Below are 19,330 nucleotides of genomic sequence, written 5' to 3'. Positions count from 1 at the left end.
TAAACCCAAATCGCGCCCTAGCGCCAATCCCCCACCTCCGTTCAGGCTGAGCGAAGTCGAAGCCCAAGGGAAACCCTTGCCCCAGACCCTCAAAGCGATAGCCTCAGGGAATGGCCTTCTACTGCTACATCCTCCGCTGCTCGGACGGCAGCTTCTACACCGGCCACACCGAAAACCTCGAACACCGCATCGCCCAGCACCAGACCGGTGAAATCCCCTGCTACACCCAGACCCGTCGTCCGGTAGAATTGGTCTGGTCTCAAGACTTCCCCACCCGCCACGAAGCCCTGACCGCCGAACAGCAGATCAAAGGCTGGTCCCGCACCAAGAAGGTCGCGTTGATCGCATCGGACTGGACGCGCCTGAAAGAAGCCGCGATACCGCGCGCGGAACGTGCCCTTCGACTTCGCTCAGGGCGAACGGAAGATTGAATTTTGTCCCAGCCCTCATCCCAGCCCCCCGTCATCGTCCTGGTCCGCCCGCAGCTGGGCGAGAATATCGGCAAGGCCGCGCGCGCCATGCTGAATTTCGGGCTGGTCGAGATGCGGCTCGTCACCCCGCGCGACGGTTGGCCCAATCCGCAGGCGGGACCGGCGGCGTCGGGTGCGGACAGCGTGCTGGAACAGGCGAAGGTCTATGAGAGCGTGGCGGACGCGGTCGCCGATTGTGCGCAGGTCTATGCCACCACGGTGCGCAAGCGGGGCGTGACCAAGCCGGTCGTGACCCCGGAAGAGGCGGCGCGCGAAATCCATGCGGACACCGCGGGCCGTGCGGCCTTCCTGTTCGGGCCGGAGCGCTCGGGGCTGGAGACCGACGACGTCGCCATCGCGCGCAAGATCGTCACCGTGCCGATCAACCCCGAATTCGGCAGCCTGAACCTGGCGCAGGCGGTGATCCTGATCGCCTATGAATGGTCCAAGGGCATCGAACTGGCCCAGCCGCCCGAGGTCGAACTGCCCGAGGTCGCGCCGCAGGTCGAGCTGGACGGCATGATCGGCCAGCTGGAGGAGATGCTCGACGGCGCGGGCTATTTCTTCCCGCCCGATCGGACGCCCGCGACCAAGCGGACGCTGCGCACCCTGCTGACCAAGCCCGGCTGGTCGAGCCAGGAGGTGCGGACGCTGCGCGGCGTGCTGTCGACCCTGGCACGGCCCCGGCAGCGGTAATTCTCCCACCGCCGTTCGGGCTGAGCGAAGTCGAAGCCCACGCTCCGAACCCCGCTACAGGGGCCGTTTGGCGGAGGACATCCCTTGGCCTTCGACTTCGCTCAGGCTGAACGGGGTTGGGGTGTCTTACCCCCGCGTCCGGTCGAAGGTCGCCAGTTCATAGGCAATCGACCCCTCGACCAACACTTCCCAGATGTCTGCGACAACCGACTCCGGCACGCCCAGCCGCCGGGCCTCGGCGCGGGCCTGATCGATCACCTGGGCCTTGCGATCCTCGTCGCGCACGCGGTCGCGGGTCGGCTTGATACGGGCGGCGGCGTCCATATAGGCGAAGCGCCGCGCGAGCAGGGCGACCAGTTCGCGGTCGAGCTGGTCGACGCCCGCGCGAACCTCCGCCATGGTCGTGCAATCGGGTCCGGCGAGAATCTGGGTCATGGGCAAAGGCTCTGCCGGGCGGCGCCCGTGCTGTCCAGTGCGGGTTGCCGATCGGGTTCGATACGGGATATCATCGTCTCTCGTTCCAATTGGGAGATAGAACGATGCTGACCACGCTGCTTCTGCTGGCGCTTGCCGGCCAACAGACCGAACCTACGCCGCCTCCGGCGAAGGAAAAGAAGATTTGTCGTGCGCAGGAAACCACCGGTTCGCGTCTGGCAGCCAAGAGAGTTTGCAAAACCCAGGCCGAGTGGGACGAGATCGCCGCCAATGCCCGCAACACGGTGGAGGACTCGGCAACACGCATGAACACCAACAACGGTCGGTGATCGCCCGCCTCGCTTGACTCGAGCGCGCCCCTCGGCTAGGCGCGCCGCTTCGCAATTGCCCCCGCATCCCGGTGAAGCGGTGGGCCTGCGCTTGTCCACAAAGACTGGCATGGTGCGATACCGGGACCAACGTCGTTCGTAATTGCCAAGGATTATACATGTCGAAGCGTCAGAGCGCGAAGTACAAGCTCGATCGCCGTATGGGCGAGAACATCTGGGGTCGCCCCAAGAGCCCGGTCAACAAGCGTGAATACGGTCCCGGCCAGCACGGCCAGCGTCGCAAGGGCAAGATGTCGGACTTCGGTCTGCAGCTGCGCGCCAAGCAGAAGCTGAAGGGCTACTACGGCGACGTGACCGAGAAACAGTTCAAGGCCTGCTACCAGGAAGCCGCCCGCATGAAGGGCGACACCTCGCAGAACCTGATCGGCCTGCTCGAGCAGCGTCTGGACATGATCGTGTACCGCGCCAAGTTCGCGCCGACGATCTTCGCCGCGCGCCAGCTGGTCAGCCACGGCCACATCCGCGTCAACGGCGTGAAGTGCAACATCGCGTCGCGTCGCTGCTTCGTCGGCGACGAGATCTCGCTGGGTTCGAAGGCGAGCGAAATGGCGCTGGTCCTCGAGGCGCAGCAGCTCGCCGAGCGTGAAGTGCCCGACTATGTCACCGCCGACGGCAACACCAAGGTCGCGCTGACCCGCGTTCCGACCCTGGACGAGGTGCCCTATCCGGTGAAGATGGAACCGAACCTGGTCGTCGAATTCTATTCGCGCTAAGTTTCGGGTCTTACCGACTTTGCGGAAAGGGCGGTCCTTCGGGGCCGCCCTTTTTGTTTGCCCGGCGCCCGTCGGGGGATCATAGTCGCGGCCTTCAAGGGGGAGGATTGCCATGCGTCGAACTGTCGTCACGATCGGTGCGCTGCTGTTCGCGACGGCCGCCACGGCGCAGGCGGTAGAGCAGGGGCAGTATTCGACCCCGCTTCGTACGATGCTGACCGCCGCGGCGCAGGGCAGCTGTACCGAGGCGCTGATGGGCGAGGCGCTGCTCAACGCCTGTCGCCAGCAACTGCCGCAACTGGCCCCCACGCTGAAGGCGGCGGGGGAGATCCGGACGATCGCCTTCGACAAGGCGGAGGATGCCGATGGCCAGCGGTACGAGAAATATACCGTGACCTTCGCGAACGGCAAACCCGCCATCTGGGTGATCGGCGCGTTGAAGGACGGCAAGTTCGAAGCGGTCTACTCCATGGGCGAGTAAGACGGCGAGCAGGATTCGTTCGTTTCGGTTTGGTCACAAACGATCCCGTGTTCGGCCTATTGCGGCCGCGATTTCCGCCGACCCATGGCGGCCATGACCATGATACGACCCGCTCGCTTCCCCGACGATGCGACCGCCTTGCTCGACATCTGGCGGGAGTTCGTTGCCAGTCCCAGTGTCAGCCTGGACTATCAGGGCAATGAGGCGGAGTTCGCGACCTTGCCCGGTAAATATGCCCGGCCCGGCGGCTGCGTGCTGCTGGCGGACAGGGATGGGGCGATCAACGGCTGTATCGCCTTTCGCCGGGTCAGCGCGACGATCGCCGAGATGAAGCGGCTCTATGTCCGGCCGCGTGCGCGAGGCGGGCGGCTGGGCCAGAGGCTGGTCGAGGCCTTGATCGTCGAGGCCCGCGCGCAGCGCTATGCCGAAATCCGCCTGGATGTGCTGGCCGAGTTCACCTGGGCACGGGCGCTCTATGCGCGGTTCGGCTTCGTCCCGGCAGAGCCGGTATCGCATAATCCGCTGCCCGGAACCGCGTTTCTCGGGCTGCGGCTGGGATAAGGGATCATGATCGCGGACGTAGCGTGATGAGCCACATGTCGGGCACCGCGCCGAGCCGCAACGGCAGGACGCTGGTACCCAGGCCCGCGCCGACGATCAGCGTCTTGCCGTTTTCGACCACGATGCCGCATACATAACGGTCTCCATAATGCGACATGGTCGACACCGCGCCGATCAGCGGCAGGCGAATCTGGCCGCAATGGGTATGGCCCGCCAGCATCAGTCCGACCGAGGCCGGAAGGCGAGGGAAGGGATCGGGGCTGTGGCTGAGCAGGATCGGCACCCCGCCGGTCGCGGCCATGGCGCGCAAGGTTGCATCCAGATCGTCATGACCCGTGAAGGCATCGTCCAGCCCCCCGATCGTCAACGGCCCGACGCGGCGGGTGCTATTGTCTAGCACATGGATGCCGGCGGTGCGCAGTGCGACGCGAGCGGCGGCCGGATCGCGCCAGTGATCGTGATTGCCGAGGACCGCAAAGGTGCCGAACCGGCTGCGCAATCGGGTCAGCGGTGCAATCGACTCGGCCAGTGAAAATGTCCGGGTCGACAGCGCCTTGTCGCTGACGAAATCGCCTGCGATCAGCACCATGTCGGGAGTCAGGGCGTTGGCCTGCCGGACGATGCGCGCCAGCCGCGTCGGCGGCATGTCGGGCCCCGCGACATGGATGTCGGACAGCAGTAGCAGGTGAATCGGCGCGCCCGGCGTCCCCGGCGGCAGGAGGCTGACCGTGGCCTGGCGGACGACCGGATCGGCCACCGCGGTTCGATAGCTCCAGCCGAGTACCGCCAGTGCGGCCAGCAGCAGGACGGCCCCGATCCGAACGGCAGTCACCCGCATCTATCCTGTCCGCTTGTTCCGCACGATCGCGACGATCACCGCGGCGGCGAGGCCAAGCGGAAACCATAGGCCGAATTTGTGGGTCAGCAGGCCGATACAGCCGAAGATCACCAGAACGGCGAAGGGTGACAGCGTTTTCATGATCGCAGGCTGAAGCGCCTTGCAGGATTTGGCAAGCTTGCCCCCAGCCATCGCGCCGGGCACAACATCCCCCAAATATAAGGGGAAATCGTCATGCGCCGCCTGCTCCTGCTGTCCCTCCTCCTGTCCGGCACCGCGATCGCGCAGGACAAGCCCGCCATTTCGGTCGATACGCTGAAGACCGTGACCCAGACGCTGAGCTCGGACGCCTATGAGGGGCGGGGGCCGACCACGCCCGCCGAGGAGAAGACCGTCGCCTATATCATCGACCGGTTCAAACAGGCGGGGCTGAAGCCGGGCAATCACGGTAGCTGGACCCAGGACGTGCCGATGGTCGAGATCAACGCCGTCGACGTCCAGCCCTTCACGGTATCGGGGAAGGGTGCACCGATGTCGCTCGCCTATCGCCGGGACATGATCGTCGGCACCTACCGCGTGACCCCGCGCATCGACCTGAAGAACAGCGAACTGGTCTTTGTCGGCTATGGCATCACCGCGCCCGAAAAGGGCTGGGACGATTATGCCGGGGTCGATGTGCGCGGCAAGACGGTGGTCATCCTGGTCAACGATCCCGACTGGCAGAATCCGGGGCGCGACGGGCCGTTCGAGGGGCGGGCGATGACCTGGTACGGCCGCTGGCCCTATAAATATGAAAATGCCGCAAAGCACGGTGCCGCGGGGGCTTTGATCGTCCATCAGACTGAACCCGCCGCCTACCCCTGGGCCGTGGTGCAATCCTCCTGGACCGGGCCGCAGCTCGAAATGGACGAGCCTGGCGACCATAAGGACCAGAGCCAGCTGGTCGGTTGGCTGCAGCAGTCCGTTGCCGAGCGCCTGCTGCAGGCGGCGGGCCGCGACCTCGCCACGCTGACCAAGGCGGCGCAGACCAGGGGGTTCAAGGCGGTGCCGCTGGGCCTGACCCTGTCGGGCGGCTTTACCAACACGATCCGGCGGCAGGCGTCGAAGAATGTGATCGGCGTGCTGCCGGGCACCACCGCGCCCGACGATTATGTGCTCTATTCGGCGCATTGGGATCATCTGGGCCACTGCGACGCGGTGGACGGCGACGATATCTGCAACGGCGCGCTCGACAATGCGAGCGGCGTCGCCGGGCTGGTCGCGCTGGCCGAGGCGCAGGGCAAGGCGGGGCCGGCCAAGCGCTCCATCGCCTTTCTGGCGGTGACGGCGGAGGAACGCGGGCTGCTCGGCTCGGCTTATTATGCGCAGCATCCGATCTTTCCGCTGGGGCGCACCGTGGGGGGCGTGAACATGGACGGGCTGAACGTCACCGGCCGATCGAAGGACTTCGTGCTGACCGGGCAGGGCAAGTCCGAGATCGAGGATCTGGCCAAGCGGCTGGTCGCGGCGCAGGGCCGCTATATCGGCGCCGAGCCCAATCCGGAGCGCGGCAGCTATTACCGCTCGGACCATTTCTCCTTCGCCAAGCTGGGCGTGCCGATGCTGGCTGGCGGATCGGGCCAGGACAAGGTAACGGGCGGCGTCGCGGCGGGTAAGGCGGCGACCGAGGATTATGTCGCGCACCGCTATCACAAGCCGTCGGACGAATATGATCCCCGCTGGGATTGGTCGGGCGCTGTCGAGGATTTGACCATCTATTACCAACTTGGCAGGGAGCTGGCCGACCGGCCGGGCCTGTGGCCCAACTGGTATCCCACCGCCGAATTTCGCGGTCTCCGCGATCAAAGCAGGAAGAATGCCCAGTGACGCTCAACGTGACGACGCCCGCTGTGACGACGCCCCATGTGACGACGCCGCCGCCCGCCGAATGGGCCAGACATGACGCCGTGTGGATCGGCTTTCCCAGCCATCGCGAGCTGTGGGAAGAGGATCTGGAACCGGCCCGCGCCGAAGTGCTGGCCTTTGCCCGCGCGGTTCATGCCGATGGCCGGGGCGAGCGGGTGATCCTGGTTGCCGCCGATGGCGAGGCGGCGGACGCCGCGCGCCGCATGGCGGGTTCGGTCGCCGACGTGATCGTCCAGCCCTTCGGCGATATATGGCTGCGCGATACCGGCCCGATCGTCACCGGCGACGGCTCCGCGCGGCTGTTCGAGTTCAACGGCTGGGGCGGCAAATACGACCTGCCCGGCGACGACACGGTCGGCGCACGACTGGCCGAGGAGCGCGGGATCGCGGCCCAGGCCTGTGGCTGGGTGCTGGAGGGCGGCGCGATCGACGGCGACGGCACCGGCCTGGCCGTCACGACGCGCCAGTGCCTGCTCAACCCCAACCGCAATCCGGGGCTGAGCGAGGAGGCGATCGCCGAGCGGCTGGCCCAGGATCTGGGGCTGACCCGGATCGTCTGGCTGGGCGACGGGCTGCTCAACGACCATACCGACGGCCATGTCGACAATCTGGCGCGCTTCGTCGGCCCGAACCGCATCGCCCTTCCCGAAGCGGCCGAGAATGATCCCAATTGGCAGGTCTATATGGCCGCCAAGCGCGATGCCGTCGCCGCAGGGCTGGAGGTCGTGCTGATCCCGTCGCCGGGCCGCGTGCTGCGCGACGAGGAGATCGTGCCCGCCAGCTATATGAACTTCTATATCGGCAATGCGGCGGTGGTCGTGCCCCTCTATGGCAGCGAGAATGACGCGGCGGGTGTCGCGGCGATCCAGGCGATCTTCCCCGATCGCGAGGTCGTCGGCCTGCGCGCCGATGCGATCCTGACCGGCGGCGGCAGCTTCCACTGCATTTCGCAGCAGATCCCGGCCATCGCCTGATCGCCCTTTCCGGCCCGCGCTTCCCCATCGAAGCGCGGGCCCTTTACCGCCTGTAAATCATGCTCCGATAGGGTGGTCCGTCCACGCGTTCGGGTTCGGAGCCATATTTTGCAAGCCACGATCACTCTGCTCCGCGGCCAGCACGAGGAGATCGCGCGGGCGATCGGCGATCTCGTCGCCCTGTTCGACAAAAGCTATGCCGAGGCCGCACCGCTTCTGGGCGTGGTCCGGACGCGGATCGCGCAGGTCATCACCAAGCATCTGAAGACCGAGGACGATCTGCTGCTGACGCCGCTGCGCGAAAAACGGCTGATGGCCAGCATTCCCGGATGTGAGGCGATCGTGATCGAGACTCGCGAACTGCGCCTGACCTATTCCCGGCATATCGGCATCTGGACCGCCCGCGCCATCGAGGAGCGGTGGAGCGAATATGTCGTGGCCACGCGCCAGCTCAACCAGCGGCTGACGGCGCTGTGCGACCAGAAGATGCAGAGCTTCTACCCGGTCGTCCTGCGCTCCATCCTGTTCGATCCGGTTCCGACGTCCCGTATGACGGCGTGACCGGCGGGGCGGCGCAGTCTATCATCGCGCCGCCGCCGATCAGGGGAGTCGCCATGAACGTCGTCCGATCCGCAACCGGGTTCGATCGCCCGATCCTGCCCGCCGTCGCACCTGCCCTTGCCATCGCGGCCGCCGCCGCGCTGCTTCGCCTGCCGGTCGCGCAGGCCCATCCCCGGGCGGCGGCGCTGCTGTTCCTGTGGATCGCCTCCGACGCGATGATGCTGGGGCTGATCGCGCGTGACCGGAGGCCCGGCTGGCGGGCGGGGATCGCGGCGCTGGCGGGGGCAGGGATGGCGGTGTTCAGCCTGTCGCCGCCGCCGGTCCGCACGGCGCTGTTCGCAATGCCCTGGGCGGTGGTGGTGCCGGTCGTCGCGATCGCTCTGCATAATGGCTGGGGTTTGTGGCGCATCGTCGCGCGGGTGCGGCAGTGGAACCGGCACGATCCCGAACGCTGGGTCGCCCTGTTCGCCGAGGTCGTTCCCGCGCCGCTGGTGCGCCTTGCGCGGGCGGAGGCGCGGCTGCTGCATCTGGCGCTGTTCCGCTGGGGCGGCGCGCCCGACATACCGGCGGGGACGCAAGGCTTTGCCTATCACCGCCATCTCCAGCCGATGATGATCGCGCTGCTGCTCTTGTCCTGTATCGAGATCGGCGTCACCCACCTGCTCGTCGCGCATTGGAGCCGGACCGTGGCGCTGATCCTGTTCGTGGTCAGCGACGTATCGCTCCTGTATCTGATCGGCCTGATCAAGTCGCTGCGCCTCGCGCCCGTCCTGCTGACCCCTGCGGGCGTGCGGGTTCGCGCCGGGATCCTGGTCGACCGGACGATCCCCTATGACATGATCACGGCGGTCGACGCGCATCCGGATGGCGATATGGTCCGCGCGCCCGACAGCTGGAACGTGGCGCTGCTGGCCTGGCCCAATCTGCTCCTGCGGCTGGACCCGCCTCTGCCGCCAAGGTCGCGCTGGCGGCGCGACCCCGTCCGGGCCATCGCGCTGCGGCTCGACGAACCCGGGGCCTTTCTCGACGAATTACGCGGGCGACTGGCCACTCGGCGGGTGACGGGGCAAAATTGAACCATTAAAGGGCGTGGCCATGACCCAGATCACCGTCGCCGCGCTGCAACTGGCCTTCACCGCCGATATCGACCGTAACATCGCCGAGGTCTCGCGCCTCGTCCGCGAGGCGGCCGCCCAGGGCGCGCAGGTGATCCTGCCGCCCGAGCTGTTCGAGGGCGAATATTTCTGCCGCGTCGAGGATGAAGGGCTGTTCGCCCATGCCAAGCCCACCGCCGAGCACAAGGCGGTGCGCGCGATGCAGGAATTGGCGGCCGAGCTGAAGGTCCATATCCCGACCAGCTTCTTCGAGGCGGACGGGCCGCACCATTACAACTCGCTGGCGATGGTGAACCCCGACGGCCAGGTCGCGGGCGTCTATCGCAAGAGCCATATCCCGGACGGTCCGGGCTATGAGGAGAAATTCTATTTCCGCCCCGGCAATACCGGGTTCAAGGTGTGGGACGGCCCGGCGACCAAGCTGGGCGTCGGCGTCTGCTGGGACCAATGGTATCCCGAGACGGCGCGCGCGATGATGCTGATGGGCGCGGAAATCCTGTTCTATCCCACCGCGATCGGCAGCGAGCCGCATGACGACAGCCTGGATACCGCGCGGCTGTGGCGGCGCGCGATGCTGGGCCATGCGGTGTCCAACGTCGTGCCGATCGTCGCGGCCAATCGTATCGGCTGCGAACATGGCCAGACCTTCTACGGCACCAGCTTCATCTGCGACGAGCGCGGCGACATCCTGGCCGAGCTGGACCGCGAGGAAGAGGGCGTGATCGTCGCCACCCTCGACCTCGACCGGGTGAAGCGCCACCGCGCGGCCTTCGGCTTCTTCCGCGACCGCCGGCCCGAGCTGTACGGGCGGCTGGTCCAGGATATCTGAGGCCGACGGTTCCTCCCCCGGCAAGGGGGAGGAACGCGCCTTTACCTCGGCAGTTTGCAGCCTGCCGGTTGCGTCACCGGGTTGCAGCGCTCCATCACCCCGCCGGGCAGCGTAACGGTGAAGCCCTTGCTCCAGGGGCGTGTCGGCGCGCCGGGATAATAGTCGGTCGACACCGCCTGCGCGCCGCTGTCGATCGCGGCCTGCTGGCGGGCATGGTCGTCGGCTCGCGCCTCGACCGTGTCGGCGTCGGTGCGGGTGCGGACGATGAAGCCTTGGCGGACCCACTCACGGATCTTCGCCCCATCCTCCCGCGGATCGCCGACGATCTCGACCGAGGCCTCGGGCTGGTCGGTGTCGTACCAGCCGAAGATCGGGCGGCCCTTCAGCGAGGGATGCCCGGCGCGATAGCGGTCGGACACGTCCGCAGGGGTATCGAGCACGAAGTAGATCTTTCCGCGCGCGCTATCCAGCGTCGGCCAGCCCTTGGTCGTCACCGCCTCGCGCAGTGTCGCCGCATTGCCGCGCACGTCATCGGGGGTGATGATCCGGTTGGGCTTCAGCACGTCGCGGATCTCGGCATCGAGCGCGTCGAGCAGCGGCGCGGTCAGGGGGAGGGGATCGGTGACGCCGGGCTTGTTGATCGGCCGGTCGGCGGCGTTGATCGTCACCATGATCGGCAGATGGCGCGGATGTGCGCGCGACCAGGCGTCGATCTGGCCGATGCACTGTTTGAAGGTGCCGCAGGAGCGATAGTCGACTTCCGGAATGTGGAAGACCTTGAAGCCCGGCTTCATCATTGCGGCCTCGTCGAAGCCGGTCTGCTCGCCCGCTGCCCTGGCGATCGCCTCGCCCTTGGGATGCGCGAAACGGCCGCCTTGCGGGTCGGCGAAGATGTCGATCTCCAGCTGGCGCACGCCCCGGTCGAGCTGTTGCGCCAGGGTCAGATGGTCGTAATCCAGCGCGGCGGCCAGTTTCGGGTCACGCTGCTCCAGCGCGGCGAAGACCGCAGGCGCGATCCGCTTCTTGTAGCTGTTGTGCGAGCCGACGACCTGGATGTCGTTCATCCGCAAAGGCGCGCGCGGCGCCGGCGCAGCGGCGGTCGCGAGGACCGCCGCCAGGGTGAGTACGCGCTTCATCAGAACTCCGCCCGAATACCGAACAGGATCGTCCGGCCATAATAGTTGATCTCGCCGAAGCGCAGATCATTGTCGTTATAGGTGTCCTGATGCGCGCCCGCGATGTTGATGCCCTCCAGGCTGAGCGTCAGATTGTCTGCGGCACGCACCGACAGCTGGCCGTCGAGCGAACCGAAGGCCGCGACATAGGTCGGCGCCTGCACCGTGCTGCCCGTGCTCGACAGATATTTGTCACGCCAGACATAGGAGAGACGCGCCGACAGCGGCCCCTTGTCGTAGAAGCCGACCAGGTTGAAGCTGTTCTTCGACAGGCCGATCAGCTGGTCCTTGATGAGGCGCGAGCCCGCCATATAGTCGGCCTTCACCTCGGTATGGGTGTAGGACCCCTGCACGCCGAAGCCGTCGAACGGTGCCGGCAGGAAGGTGAAGACCTGGCTATAGGCCGCCTCCGCGCCGTACACCTTGGCATCGCCGCCATTGACCGAGGTGGACAGGCGCACCGTGCCGCGGTTCGGGATGTCGATCAGCGTGTTCGACTGGGTGATGTAATTGTCCATCGCCTTGTAGAAGATGGCGCCCGACAGCATCCCCGACGGCGCGAAATACCATTCCAGCGACCCGTCGAACTGGGTGGCGAGGAAGGGCACCAGCTGCGGGTTGCCGCCGCTGGCGGTCGGTGCGTCGGTCGACACGGTGATGCGCGGCGCGGTGTCGGTGACGTTGGGACGGGTCAGCACCCGGCTGGCGGCCAGGCGACCGACCAGCTTGGGCGTCAGGTCGGCGCGCAGGTTGAAGCTGGGCAGGACGTCGTTGAACGTCTTGGGATAGCTGACCGGCGTGGGGGTGCTGCCGCTGGTCAGCGTGCCGCTCGCGACTTGGTCGGTATGGACGTAGCGGACGCCGATATTGCCGCTGACCGGTACCTGTCCGGCATCGAACTGGTAATCGGCGCGGACATAGGCGGCGGCGATCTTCTCGGTCACGACGAAGGACGAGCGCAGGTCGCCGTTGGTCAGCGGCTGTGCCTGGATCGCCGGCGTGAAGAAGTCGCCGACATAGGCCTGGGTCACCGGCACCAGCCAGTTGCGGAAGGCATTGCCGCTGACGCCCGACAGGAAGTCGCCATAGGGCATCTGCTGATAGGCGCCCGCGCCCAGGCTGGTCAGCGGCTGGTTGGTCGCGGTGTTGATCAGATAGTCGCGACGGAAATAATCGCGCTTGCGCCAGTGATATTCGCCGCCCGCCGCCAGCTTCGACAGGAAGCCGTCGAAGTCGTGCGCCACGTCGGCGCGCGAGTAGAAGTCCCAGTCCTTGCTGTTCTTGGGGGCGATGTTGAACTCGAACAGCTTGTAATTGGCCGGGTTGGTGACGTCGACCGGCGTGGTGAAGGTCGGGATCGACTGATAGCCGCCGCTGGCGTCATAGGTCAGCGGCGCGATGAAATAGGCGCGGCTGCGCACCGTGCCCGTCCGGTAATCGGGGTGATAGCTGTGCGCGGCCGACCAGTTGACGTTCGCCGAGACATGCCAGCGATCCGGGTTCCACACCTGCTTCAACCCGATGGTGATCAGGTCGTGGCGGTTGAGGCTGTATTCGCGCGTGCCCATGAAGCGGACATTGTTGATCGTCGCCTTGGTGATCGTGTCGCCGACGACGGTATAGCCGGGCTGCAACACGGTCGGCAGCTGCTTGACGTTGCCGATGGTGACGTTGTTGTCGTCCGGATAGATGTCGAGGCCGAACTCGTCATAGGCGACGTCCAGACGGGTCGCGACGATGTCGAGGGTCGTCTGCAATTCGGTCGTGGGTGCCCATTGCGCCGACACGATGCCGGAGATGCGCTTGCGATCCTCGGTCTCGACGGTGGGGCGGGTACGGGTCGGCGAATAGAGGCCGGTGGGCGCACCGCCCCGCTTCGGCGCATTCGGATCGCTGGGGTCGACATAGCGGTCGAGCAGCCAGCCGAAATTCATGAAGCGGTCGTTGCGGACCGACTTCGCCCAATATTGCGCGCCCGCCAGGATGCCGAAGGTGCCGTCGCTGTTCTTCGCGCTGGTCAGCACGGTGACGTTGGGCCGCACCTTGTCGGTCTGGCTGGTATAGGTGCCGCGCATGTTGATCGTCGTCTTGTTGCCGACCTCCAGCGGGTGGAAGGTCTTGACGTCGATATTGCCGCCCAGCGCGCCTTCGCTCATGTCCGCGGTCGGGGTCTTCACCACGTCGATGCTCGAGGTGAATTCGGCGGGCAGCATCTCGAAGCGGAACTGGCGACCGGCTGCGCCGCCATTTTCGATCAGGTCGTTCAGCGCGATGGTGCGGCCGTTCATCAGCGTGTTCTGGAACTGCGGCCCCAGGCCACGGACGCTGACATACAGGCCCTCGCCGCGCGGGCGGGTGATCGCGACGCCGGGGACGAGCTGCAGCGCCTCGGCGACGTTCTGGGTCGGGAACTTACCGATATCGGTCGAGCTGATCGAGTCGACGCCATAAGCGGCGCGGCGCTTGGTCTCGATGCCGGCCGCCAGGCTGCGCGCATAGGTGCCGTTGACGACGATCTCTTCGCCCTGGCCGTCGGTGCCCTGGCTATCGCCGTTCTGGGCGGCCTGCGGCGCGGCGGCGGTGGCGCTGCTATCCTGCGCATGGGCCGCCAGCGGGCCGGTCGCCAGGATGAGCGAGGCCGAAGCCTTCAACAGGCTGCGAAACGTAAGCATGTGATCATTCCCCCTCGGCTGTCTTGCCGGTTCGGCGGGGGCGTTAGGTATGCTCGGTGTCAGCTTGGCGAAAAATTGATGACGTCTGTGTGAAACGGGTCGAATGGATCAGAAAACGGTCAGAATGTGATAAGTTCGCGTGCGATCCTCCCCATGGCGCGGAAGATTTACCGTGCCGTGCCCGTCACCTGTGGGCTGTGGCGACCGATGGAGCGCGCGGTGCGCTCGGGATCGCGCAGCAGCACACGGCCCGATTTCCACATCAGCTCGCCGTCGCGCCGCGCCTGCTGGATCATGCGATTGACGTGCACCGGGGTCAGCCCCAGCGCGTCGGCCAGCATTTCCTGGGTCAGGGGCATCTCGAAACTGCCGCCGACGGTCAGCCCGGCGAGCGAGAGGCGTTCGTAGATTTCCAGCAGGAAGTCGCTGATCCGCTCCTGCGCGTTCAGACGGCCGAGCTGCACGACATGGCCGAGCAGATAGGCCTCGTCCAGCGCTTCGGCCACGGCATAGGCCTGGGCCAGGCCCGATCCGGCGGGGGCGGGCGGGGCGGGGCAGACGGTGCATTCGGTCAGCGCCATGACGGTCGCCGAGGCGAGGGGCATCGCCTGATGGCTCACGCCGATCACGTCGCCGGGCAGGTAGAAGCTCATGAACTGCCGCCGCCCGTCGGGCAGGATACGGACCCGCGCGGCCCAGCCCTGGAGCAGCAGCAACGGCTCGGCGATGGGCCGTCCCAGGGTCAGGAAGGTGTGGCGCACCGGATAGATGCGCGGGGCGTCCATCGCATTGCGCAGAAGCGCGAGATCGGCATTGTCGAGCGAGGCCAGGGCCGACAGGCGCAGGATGGCGGGGGCGATCCCTTCATCGGAGGCCACAGCGGTCATAGGGCGGGTCATGCGCGTCCTTTATCCGGTATCAGCGCGCCGATCGCGCGGATCACGCGATCGACCTGGAACGGCTTGGCGACGATCGACGCCGAGCGATAGGGGGCGGGCAGCGCCCATTCGTCATAGCCGGTGAGAAAGGTCCAGGGGACGTCGCGCGCCGACAGCCGGTCGGCGATCTCGAATGCGCGCTCACCCTCCAGATTGACGTCGAGCACGGCCGCGTCGATCGCTTGCGTCTCCGCCAGGGTCAGGCCCTGTTCCAGCGTTGCCACCGGCCCCACCACGATCGCATCGGCGGCCCGCAGCGCACGCTCCAGGTCGCGCGCGATGAAATACTCGTCCTCGACCACGAGGATTCGCTTGGCGGACAGCGGCGATGCGTGGCTCATTCCTCAATGCTCCGGTTCGGCGCTTCGACGTGCTCATCGGCCCATGGTAGCGTTATCACGCAGAGAACGCCGCCACCTCGAAAATCCAGTCTGGTCCGCGCGCCCAGCCCATAGGGCAAGGCCTCGCGGATCAGCTCGGTCCCGAATCCCTGACGTACAGGCGGGACCGGCATTGCTGGTACACCTGTTTCATCCCATTTTACAATCAGTTCGCATTTGCTATTTGATATATGTTCAACATGCCATGCGATATGCAGCCGTCCGGTGGGATGCCGGAGCGCGCCATATTTGAGCGCGTTGGTCGTCAATTCATGGATCGCCAACCCTACGGATTCCGCGGTATCCGCGGGCAGGAACACGTCCGGCCCCTCGATCGACAGCCGGTCGTCCTCGATCGCCCCGACGCCCAGCAATTCGTCGCGGATCAGATTCTCCAGATCGACCCGGCCCGACCGTGTCTGGGTCGCGACGACCTGGGTCCGGGCGAGGGAATCCAGTCTTCCGCGGAAATGATCCGCGATCTCGTCGATCGGCCCGCCATTTTCGACGGTCCGGGTGAAGATCGAGCGGACGATGGTCAGGATGTTGCGGACCCGGTGCTGAAGCTCGGCGACCAGCGTTTCCTGTCGCTCGCGCAGGCGGCGCAGCGTGTCGATGTCGGTCGAGGTGCCGAACCACTCGACGATCGTGCCGTGATCGTCGCGCACCGGCGTCGCGCGGGTCTTGAACCAGCGATAGCGGCCGGTCCGGGCGTCGCGCAGTTGCCCCTCCATCGCTAGATCGCCGCGTTCGCTCGCGTCGGCCCAGAAACGGCGGGCGGCCTCCCGGTCATTGGGGTGCACGGCGGCCAGCCAGCCATGGCCCATGCTCTGCTCGACGCTCAGGCCGGTCATTTCCACCCATTGCGGGCTGGCCCAGGTCCACTGCCCGTCCCGCGTCGCGGTCCAGACGAGTTGCGGAATGCCCTCGATCAGGGTCAGCAGCCGGCGTTGGCTGGCGCGCGAGGCGACCTCGGCCCGCTTGCGCAGCAGCGCCTGGACGATGGCGGGGGCCAGTTCCTCGGCGATCGCGCGTTCGCGTTCGGTGAAACCGGTCGGATGGTTGCCGAGCGCGAACATGGCGAAGGTCTGACCGTCGCGGCGCAGCGGCACGCCCAGAAAGTTGCGCAGGGTCGGATGCCCCTCGGGCGTGCCGATCCGGTCGGGATGGCTGGCGGGGTCGTTCACGATCATGCTGCGGTCCTGCAGGATGACCTGGCCGAAAATGCCGTGAATCTTCATGCCGTCCGGCAGCAGGCGCCGGCTGTAATCGGGATCGTTGCCGGTATAGGCCGCCCAGCCGCGCTCGCTGATCGCGATATGATCCAGCCGGTCATGGGAATCGCGCCGCTCGCCGAAAAAGCTGAACGCCGCCCCGGTCAGGTCCTCGGCGACCTCCAGGCACAACCGCCCCAGCTCCTCCTCGGTCGAGGCGCGCAACGCTTCCTGCAGGATGCGGTTGATGCCCGCCAGCACATGCGCGTCGTGCGGCACCAGCCCGTTGGGCGGTGCGGACAATGTCGTCTGTCCCTGGAGAGAAGCCAGTTCGGTCATGTGCGAAATAATCCCGATCGTATGTCAACGATCCCGGCCGGAGCGGGCTCCCCGATACACACGATTTCGGACCAACTGGCAAATGAACGGGTTGGAATGCGCGTCTCGGGCTGCCCCTCGCCTGATGGCGCGTGCGCCGCTATGACGCGGCGATCAGCAATTTCTGGCCGGTCCATGTCCGCATCGCTTCCGCTTCCGTCCCGCCTCCTGCATGTCCTGACGGCGATCGCCATGCTGATGGCGCTGGCTCTGGCCGGACCGGTGCGGGCGCAGGGCAATCCGGCGGTCGCCTCCGCCGAGCGGATCGCCCAGGCCGAGGTGGATGTGCGCACGGTGGACCGCGCGCTCGATGCGCAGGTCGATGACGATGATCGCCGGGCGCTGCGCGACCGGGCGCAGGGCGCGAAGGACGCGACGACCCAGGCGGTGTCGGACCTGACCGAGCAGCTGGCGCTGGTCAATGCGCGGATCACCGGCCTGGGCCCGCTGACACCCGGCGAGGTCGAGGCGCCGGAGCTGAGCGCCCAGCGCAAGGCCCTGAACGGCTTGCGCACCACGCTCGACGCCGCGATCAAGCGCGGGCGGCTGGCCGGGGTCGAGGCGGGGCAGCTGATCGACGAGATCGACCAGGGCCAGGCCGAGCAGTTCAACGAGAAGCTGTCGACCAAGGCCTCCTCGCCGCTCAGCCCCGCCTTCTGGATCGTCGTGCTGGACCAGGCGCCGCGCGACCTGCGCCGCGTCGGCCTGTTCCTGCAACAGGGCCATGAGCAGATCGCGCGGCAGTGGCGCGGCGGTATCCCCTGGCACGCGCTGCTGGGCCTTGCGCTGGCCGTCCTGCTGATCGGTCCCGTCCGGCTGGGCGCGCATCGGCTGGTGCAGCGCCGCCTGATCGCCGAGGCCCCGCCCAGCCGGGTGCGGCGATCGGCCTATACCTTCTGGCGGGTCGCCGTCGGCACGCTATGCCCGCTCGCCGCCGCCTTCGTGCTGGTCCAGGGGCTGCACTGGTCGGGACTGTTGCCGGAACGCTGGACGGATTTCCTCGACGGCTTCGTCAAGGCGGCCGGGATCGCGGGCTTTGCCGCCACCGTGACCGGCGCGGTCCTGATGCGCAGCCAGCCCTCCTGGCGGATCGCGCCGCTCGACAACGAGACGGCCAGCCGCCTGCGCCCGCTGTCCTGGGGTCTGACGGCCCTGACCTTCACCACCGCGATGATCGGCGCGTTCGAACGCGCGATCGGCAGCAGCCGCAGCGCGGTGATCGCCACCCAGGCGGCAGAGGCGCTGCTGCACCTGTTGCTGATCGTCGCGACGCTGGTCGTGCTCGGCCAGATCCGCGCGCGCCGGGCGGCGCAGGACGAGACGACCAGCGCCGGGGTCAGTGCGGGCCTGAGCGTCGCGACGCTGTTCGCCTGGATCGCGGTCGCCGTCGCGGGCGTGGCGCTGCTGATCGGCTATATCTGGTTCAGCTGGTTTGTCTCGCTGATGATCGGCTGGACCGTGCTGCTCGGCTCGGCGCTCTACCTGATGCTGGTCGCGGCCGACGACATCGCCACCACCGTCTTCGTGCGCGACAGCAAGGTCGGCGTCACCCTGACCCGCGCGCTGGGCATACGCGGCGCGATGGTCGACCAGTTCGGCCTGATCCTGTCGGGCGTGGTGCGGCTGGCGTTGATCCTGCTCGCGCTGGGCATGTTCCTGCGGCCGTTCGGGGCGAGCGGCAATCCGGGCGCGATCTTCGACCAGCTGGCCATGGTCGCCGACGGGATCAAGGTCGGCAATGTCTGGATCTCGCCGGGCGCGATCCTGCAGGGGCTGGTCGTCCTGTTCGTCGGCCTGGGGCTGGTGCGGCTGTTCATGCGCTGGCTGGAGCAGCGTTACCTGCCCGCGACCGACCTGGACGGATCGGGCCGCAATTCGATCAGCCTGGTCGCGCGCTATATCGGCATCGCGCTGGCGGTCATCTGGGCGCTCGCCTCGCTCGGCATCGGGGTGGAGCGGATCGCGCTGCTCCTCTCCGCCCTGTCGGTCGGCATCGGTTTCGGCCTTCAGGCGATCACCCAGAATTTCGTCTCCGGCCTGATCCTGCTGGCCGAGCGGCCGATCAAGATCGGCGACCTGATCCGCGTCGGCACCGACGAGGGCGACGTCAAGCGGATCAGCGTGCGCTCGACCGAGATCGAGCTGGCCGACCATTCGACGCTGATCGTCCCCAATTCCGAGCTGATCACCAAGTCCGTGCTCAACAAGACGCTCGCCGGGCCGCTGGGGCGCATCCAGATCCAGTTCTCGGTGCCGATCGAGTCGGATGCAGACATGGTGCGGGGTATCGTGCTCGACTGTTTCGCCGCGGAAGAGGCGGTGCTGGCCGATCCGGCGCCCAAGGCGTTCATCGACTCGATCATCGACGGGCGAATCCATTTCAACTGCTTCGCCCATGTCGAAAGCCCGCGCGCCGCCTATGGCACGCGCAGCGCCGTCCTGTTCGCACTGCTCGCGGCGCTCAGGGCCAAGGGGATCGAAATCGGCACTCTGCCGCAGAAGCTGGAGCTGGTGCGCCAGGGCGGGACGGCGCCCGCCGCCGAACCCGTGCCGTTCCCGGAAGATGAAACGAAAATGAAATGAACAAGTCCGGATTGGTCATGGAA

20 protein-coding genes are annotated in these 19,330 nt (G+C 66.8%); 12 read left to right on the top strand and 8 right to left on the bottom strand.

Features of this window, described 5'->3' with window-relative positions:
* The first annotated feature begins 110 nt into the window (after window positions 1-110).
* Window positions 111-431, top strand: a complete 321-nt coding sequence (locus tag QZ546_RS17665; RefSeq protein WP_367113521.1) for a GIY-YIG nuclease family protein — start codon at window positions 111-113, stop codon at window positions 429-431.
* A 3-nt stretch (window positions 432-434) separates the two neighbouring features.
* A complete protein-coding gene (locus tag QZ546_RS07235; protein WP_367113520.1) occupies window positions 435-1,166 on the top strand; it encodes an RNA methyltransferase in 732 nt (243 codons plus the stop codon).
* A 126-nt stretch (window positions 1,167-1,292) separates the two neighbouring features.
* On the opposite strand, the gene QZ546_RS07230 is transcribed toward QZ546_RS07235, so the two are convergent.
* Complete coding sequence (locus QZ546_RS07230; protein ID WP_294235913.1) at window positions 1,293-1,601, bottom strand: chorismate mutase; 309 nt, start codon at window positions 1,599-1,601, stop codon at window positions 1,293-1,295.
* Between the two features lie 104 nt (window positions 1,602-1,705).
* Between QZ546_RS07230 and QZ546_RS07225 the strand changes: the two genes are divergently transcribed.
* From QZ546_RS07225 to QZ546_RS07210, 4 genes are all read left to right on the top strand, one after another.
* On the top strand, window positions 1,706-1,930 hold the full coding sequence (locus tag QZ546_RS07225) for a hypothetical protein (protein WP_294235912.1): 225 nt from the start codon (window positions 1,706-1,708) through the stop codon (window positions 1,928-1,930).
* Between the two features lie 158 nt (window positions 1,931-2,088).
* Window positions 2,089-2,703 carry a 30S ribosomal protein S4 gene (rpsD, locus tag QZ546_RS07220; protein ID WP_294235911.1) on the top strand — a complete coding sequence of 205 codons (615 nt, stop codon included), beginning with the start codon at window positions 2,089-2,091 and terminating at the stop codon, window positions 2,701-2,703.
* Between the two features lie 112 nt (window positions 2,704-2,815).
* Complete coding sequence (locus QZ546_RS07215) at window positions 2,816-3,184, top strand: hypothetical protein (RefSeq protein ID WP_294235910.1); 369 nt, start codon at window positions 2,816-2,818, stop codon at window positions 3,182-3,184.
* 99 nt (window positions 3,185-3,283) lie between these two features.
* Window positions 3,284-3,745, top strand: a complete 462-nt coding sequence (locus tag QZ546_RS07210; RefSeq protein WP_294235909.1) for a GNAT family N-acetyltransferase — start codon at window positions 3,284-3,286, stop codon at window positions 3,743-3,745.
* 4 nt (window positions 3,746-3,749) lie between these two features.
* Here the strand turns inward: QZ546_RS07210 and QZ546_RS07205 are convergent, their stop codons facing one another.
* On the bottom strand, window positions 3,750-4,583 hold the full coding sequence (locus tag QZ546_RS07205; protein ID WP_294235908.1) for a metallophosphoesterase: 834 nt from the start codon (window positions 4,581-4,583) through the stop codon (window positions 3,750-3,752).
* On the bottom strand, window positions 4,584-4,787 hold the full coding sequence (locus tag QZ546_RS07200) for a hypothetical protein (RefSeq protein ID WP_294235907.1): 204 nt from the start codon (window positions 4,785-4,787) through the stop codon (window positions 4,584-4,586). It abuts the gene before it with no gap.
* A 30-nt stretch (window positions 4,788-4,817) separates the two neighbouring features.
* Here QZ546_RS07200 and QZ546_RS07195 point away from each other — a divergent pair, with 30 nt between their 5' ends.
* From QZ546_RS07195 to aguB, 5 genes are all read left to right on the top strand, one after another.
* The gene (locus tag QZ546_RS07195; RefSeq protein ID WP_294235906.1) at window positions 4,818-6,449 is read left to right on the top strand and encodes a M28 family metallopeptidase; all 1,632 of its coding nucleotides are present in this window, start codon (window positions 4,818-4,820) and stop codon (window positions 6,447-6,449) included.
* A gap of 38 nt (window positions 6,450-6,487) precedes the next feature.
* Window positions 6,488-7,462, top strand: a complete 975-nt coding sequence (locus QZ546_RS07190) for an agmatine deiminase family protein (RefSeq protein WP_294235927.1) — start codon at window positions 6,488-6,490, stop codon at window positions 7,460-7,462.
* A 108-nt stretch (window positions 7,463-7,570) separates the two neighbouring features.
* Window positions 7,571-8,023, top strand: a complete 453-nt coding sequence (locus QZ546_RS07185; protein ID WP_294235905.1) for a hypothetical protein — start codon at window positions 7,571-7,573, stop codon at window positions 8,021-8,023.
* 53 nt (window positions 8,024-8,076) lie between these two features.
* Window positions 8,077-9,099 carry a hypothetical protein gene (locus QZ546_RS07180; RefSeq protein WP_294235904.1) on the top strand — a complete coding sequence of 341 codons (1,023 nt, stop codon included), beginning with the start codon at window positions 8,077-8,079 and terminating at the stop codon, window positions 9,097-9,099.
* 19 nt (window positions 9,100-9,118) lie between these two features.
* On the top strand, window positions 9,119-9,967 hold the full coding sequence (gene aguB, locus QZ546_RS07175; RefSeq protein WP_294235903.1) for an N-carbamoylputrescine amidase: 849 nt from the start codon (window positions 9,119-9,121) through the stop codon (window positions 9,965-9,967).
* A 41-nt stretch (window positions 9,968-10,008) separates the two neighbouring features.
* On the opposite strand, the gene QZ546_RS07170 is transcribed toward aguB, so the two are convergent.
* From QZ546_RS07170 to QZ546_RS07150, 5 genes are all read right to left on the bottom strand, one after another.
* Window positions 10,009-11,103 carry a phosphatidylinositol-specific phospholipase C1-like protein gene (locus QZ546_RS07170; protein ID WP_294235902.1) on the bottom strand — a complete coding sequence of 365 codons (1,095 nt, stop codon included), beginning with the start codon at window positions 11,101-11,103 and terminating at the stop codon, window positions 10,009-10,011.
* Complete coding sequence (locus QZ546_RS07165; RefSeq protein ID WP_294235901.1) at window positions 11,103-13,814, bottom strand: TonB-dependent receptor; 2,712 nt, start codon at window positions 13,812-13,814, stop codon at window positions 11,103-11,105. Before QZ546_RS07165 ends, QZ546_RS07170 begins: the two co-directional genes overlap by 1 nt.
* A gap of 167 nt (window positions 13,815-13,981) precedes the next feature.
* The gene (locus QZ546_RS07160; protein ID WP_294235900.1) at window positions 13,982-14,713 is read right to left on the bottom strand and encodes a Crp/Fnr family transcriptional regulator; all 732 of its coding nucleotides are present in this window, start codon (window positions 14,711-14,713) and stop codon (window positions 13,982-13,984) included.
* Complete coding sequence (locus QZ546_RS07155; protein ID WP_294235899.1) at window positions 14,710-15,093, bottom strand: response regulator; 384 nt, start codon at window positions 15,091-15,093, stop codon at window positions 14,710-14,712. The genes QZ546_RS07160 and QZ546_RS07155 overlap by 4 nt, the downstream gene beginning before the upstream one ends.
* Window positions 15,090-16,685 (bottom strand): GAF domain-containing protein, encoded by a 1,596-nt coding sequence (locus QZ546_RS07150; protein ID WP_294235898.1) that lies wholly within the window; start codon window positions 16,683-16,685, stop codon window positions 15,090-15,092. The genes QZ546_RS07155 and QZ546_RS07150 overlap by 4 nt, the downstream gene beginning before the upstream one ends.
* 174 nt (window positions 16,686-16,859) lie before the next feature.
* Between QZ546_RS07150 and QZ546_RS07145 the strand changes: the two genes are divergently transcribed.
* Window positions 16,860-19,307 (top strand): DUF3772 domain-containing protein, encoded by a 2,448-nt coding sequence (locus QZ546_RS07145; protein WP_294235897.1) that lies wholly within the window; start codon window positions 16,860-16,862, stop codon window positions 19,305-19,307.
* The last annotated feature ends 23 nt before the right edge of the window (window positions 19,308-19,330 follow it).

It is taken from the genome of uncultured Sphingomonas sp. (assembly GCF_913062585.1).
GTDB lineage: Bacteria > Pseudomonadota > Alphaproteobacteria > Sphingomonadales > Sphingomonadaceae > Sphingomonas.
The sequence above is the reverse complement of the archived record's forward strand: the minus strand, read 5'-3'. Positions and strand labels throughout refer to the sequence as shown.

Bases quoted from the DNA above. Each gene is read 5' to 3' on its own strand.
- QZ546_RS17665 (WP_367113521.1), top strand. From the start codon at position 111: ATGGCCTTCTACTGCTACATCCTCCGCTGCTCGGACGGCAGCTTCTAC.
- QZ546_RS07230 (WP_294235913.1), bottom strand. From the start codon at position 1,601: ATGACCCAGATTCTCGCCGGACCCGATTGCACGACCATGGCGGAGGTT.
- QZ546_RS07225 (WP_294235912.1), top strand. From the start codon at position 1,706: ATGCTGACCACGCTGCTTCTGCTGGCGCTTGCCGGCCAACAGACCGAA.
- rpsD (WP_294235911.1), top strand. From the start codon at position 2,089: ATGTCGAAGCGTCAGAGCGCGAAGTACAAGCTCGATCGCCGTATGGGC.
- QZ546_RS07215 (WP_294235910.1), top strand. From the start codon at position 2,816: ATGCGTCGAACTGTCGTCACGATCGGTGCGCTGCTGTTCGCGACGGCC.
- QZ546_RS07210 (WP_294235909.1), top strand. From the start codon at position 3,284: ATGATACGACCCGCTCGCTTCCCCGACGATGCGACCGCCTTGCTCGAC.
- QZ546_RS07205 (WP_294235908.1), bottom strand. From the start codon at position 4,583: ATGCGGGTGACTGCCGTTCGGATCGGGGCCGTCCTGCTGCTGGCCGCA.
- QZ546_RS07195 (WP_294235906.1), top strand. From the start codon at position 4,818: ATGCGCCGCCTGCTCCTGCTGTCCCTCCTCCTGTCCGGCACCGCGATC.
- QZ546_RS07180 (WP_294235904.1), top strand. From the start codon at position 8,077: ATGAACGTCGTCCGATCCGCAACCGGGTTCGATCGCCCGATCCTGCCC.
- aguB (WP_294235903.1), top strand. From the start codon at position 9,119: ATGACCCAGATCACCGTCGCCGCGCTGCAACTGGCCTTCACCGCCGAT.
- QZ546_RS07170 (WP_294235902.1), bottom strand. From the start codon at position 11,103: ATGAAGCGCGTACTCACCCTGGCGGCGGTCCTCGCGACCGCCGCTGCG.
- QZ546_RS07165 (WP_294235901.1), bottom strand. From the start codon at position 13,814: ATGCTTACGTTTCGCAGCCTGTTGAAGGCTTCGGCCTCGCTCATCCTG.
- QZ546_RS07160 (WP_294235900.1), bottom strand. From the start codon at position 14,713: ATGACCCGCCCTATGACCGCTGTGGCCTCCGATGAAGGGATCGCCCCC.
- QZ546_RS07155 (WP_294235899.1), bottom strand. From the start codon at position 15,093: ATGAGCCACGCATCGCCGCTGTCCGCCAAGCGAATCCTCGTGGTCGAG.
- QZ546_RS07150 (WP_294235898.1), bottom strand. From the start codon at position 16,685: ATGACCGAACTGGCTTCTCTCCAGGGACAGACGACATTGTCCGCACCG.
- QZ546_RS07145 (WP_294235897.1), top strand. From the start codon at position 16,860: ATGTCCGCATCGCTTCCGCTTCCGTCCCGCCTCCTGCATGTCCTGACG.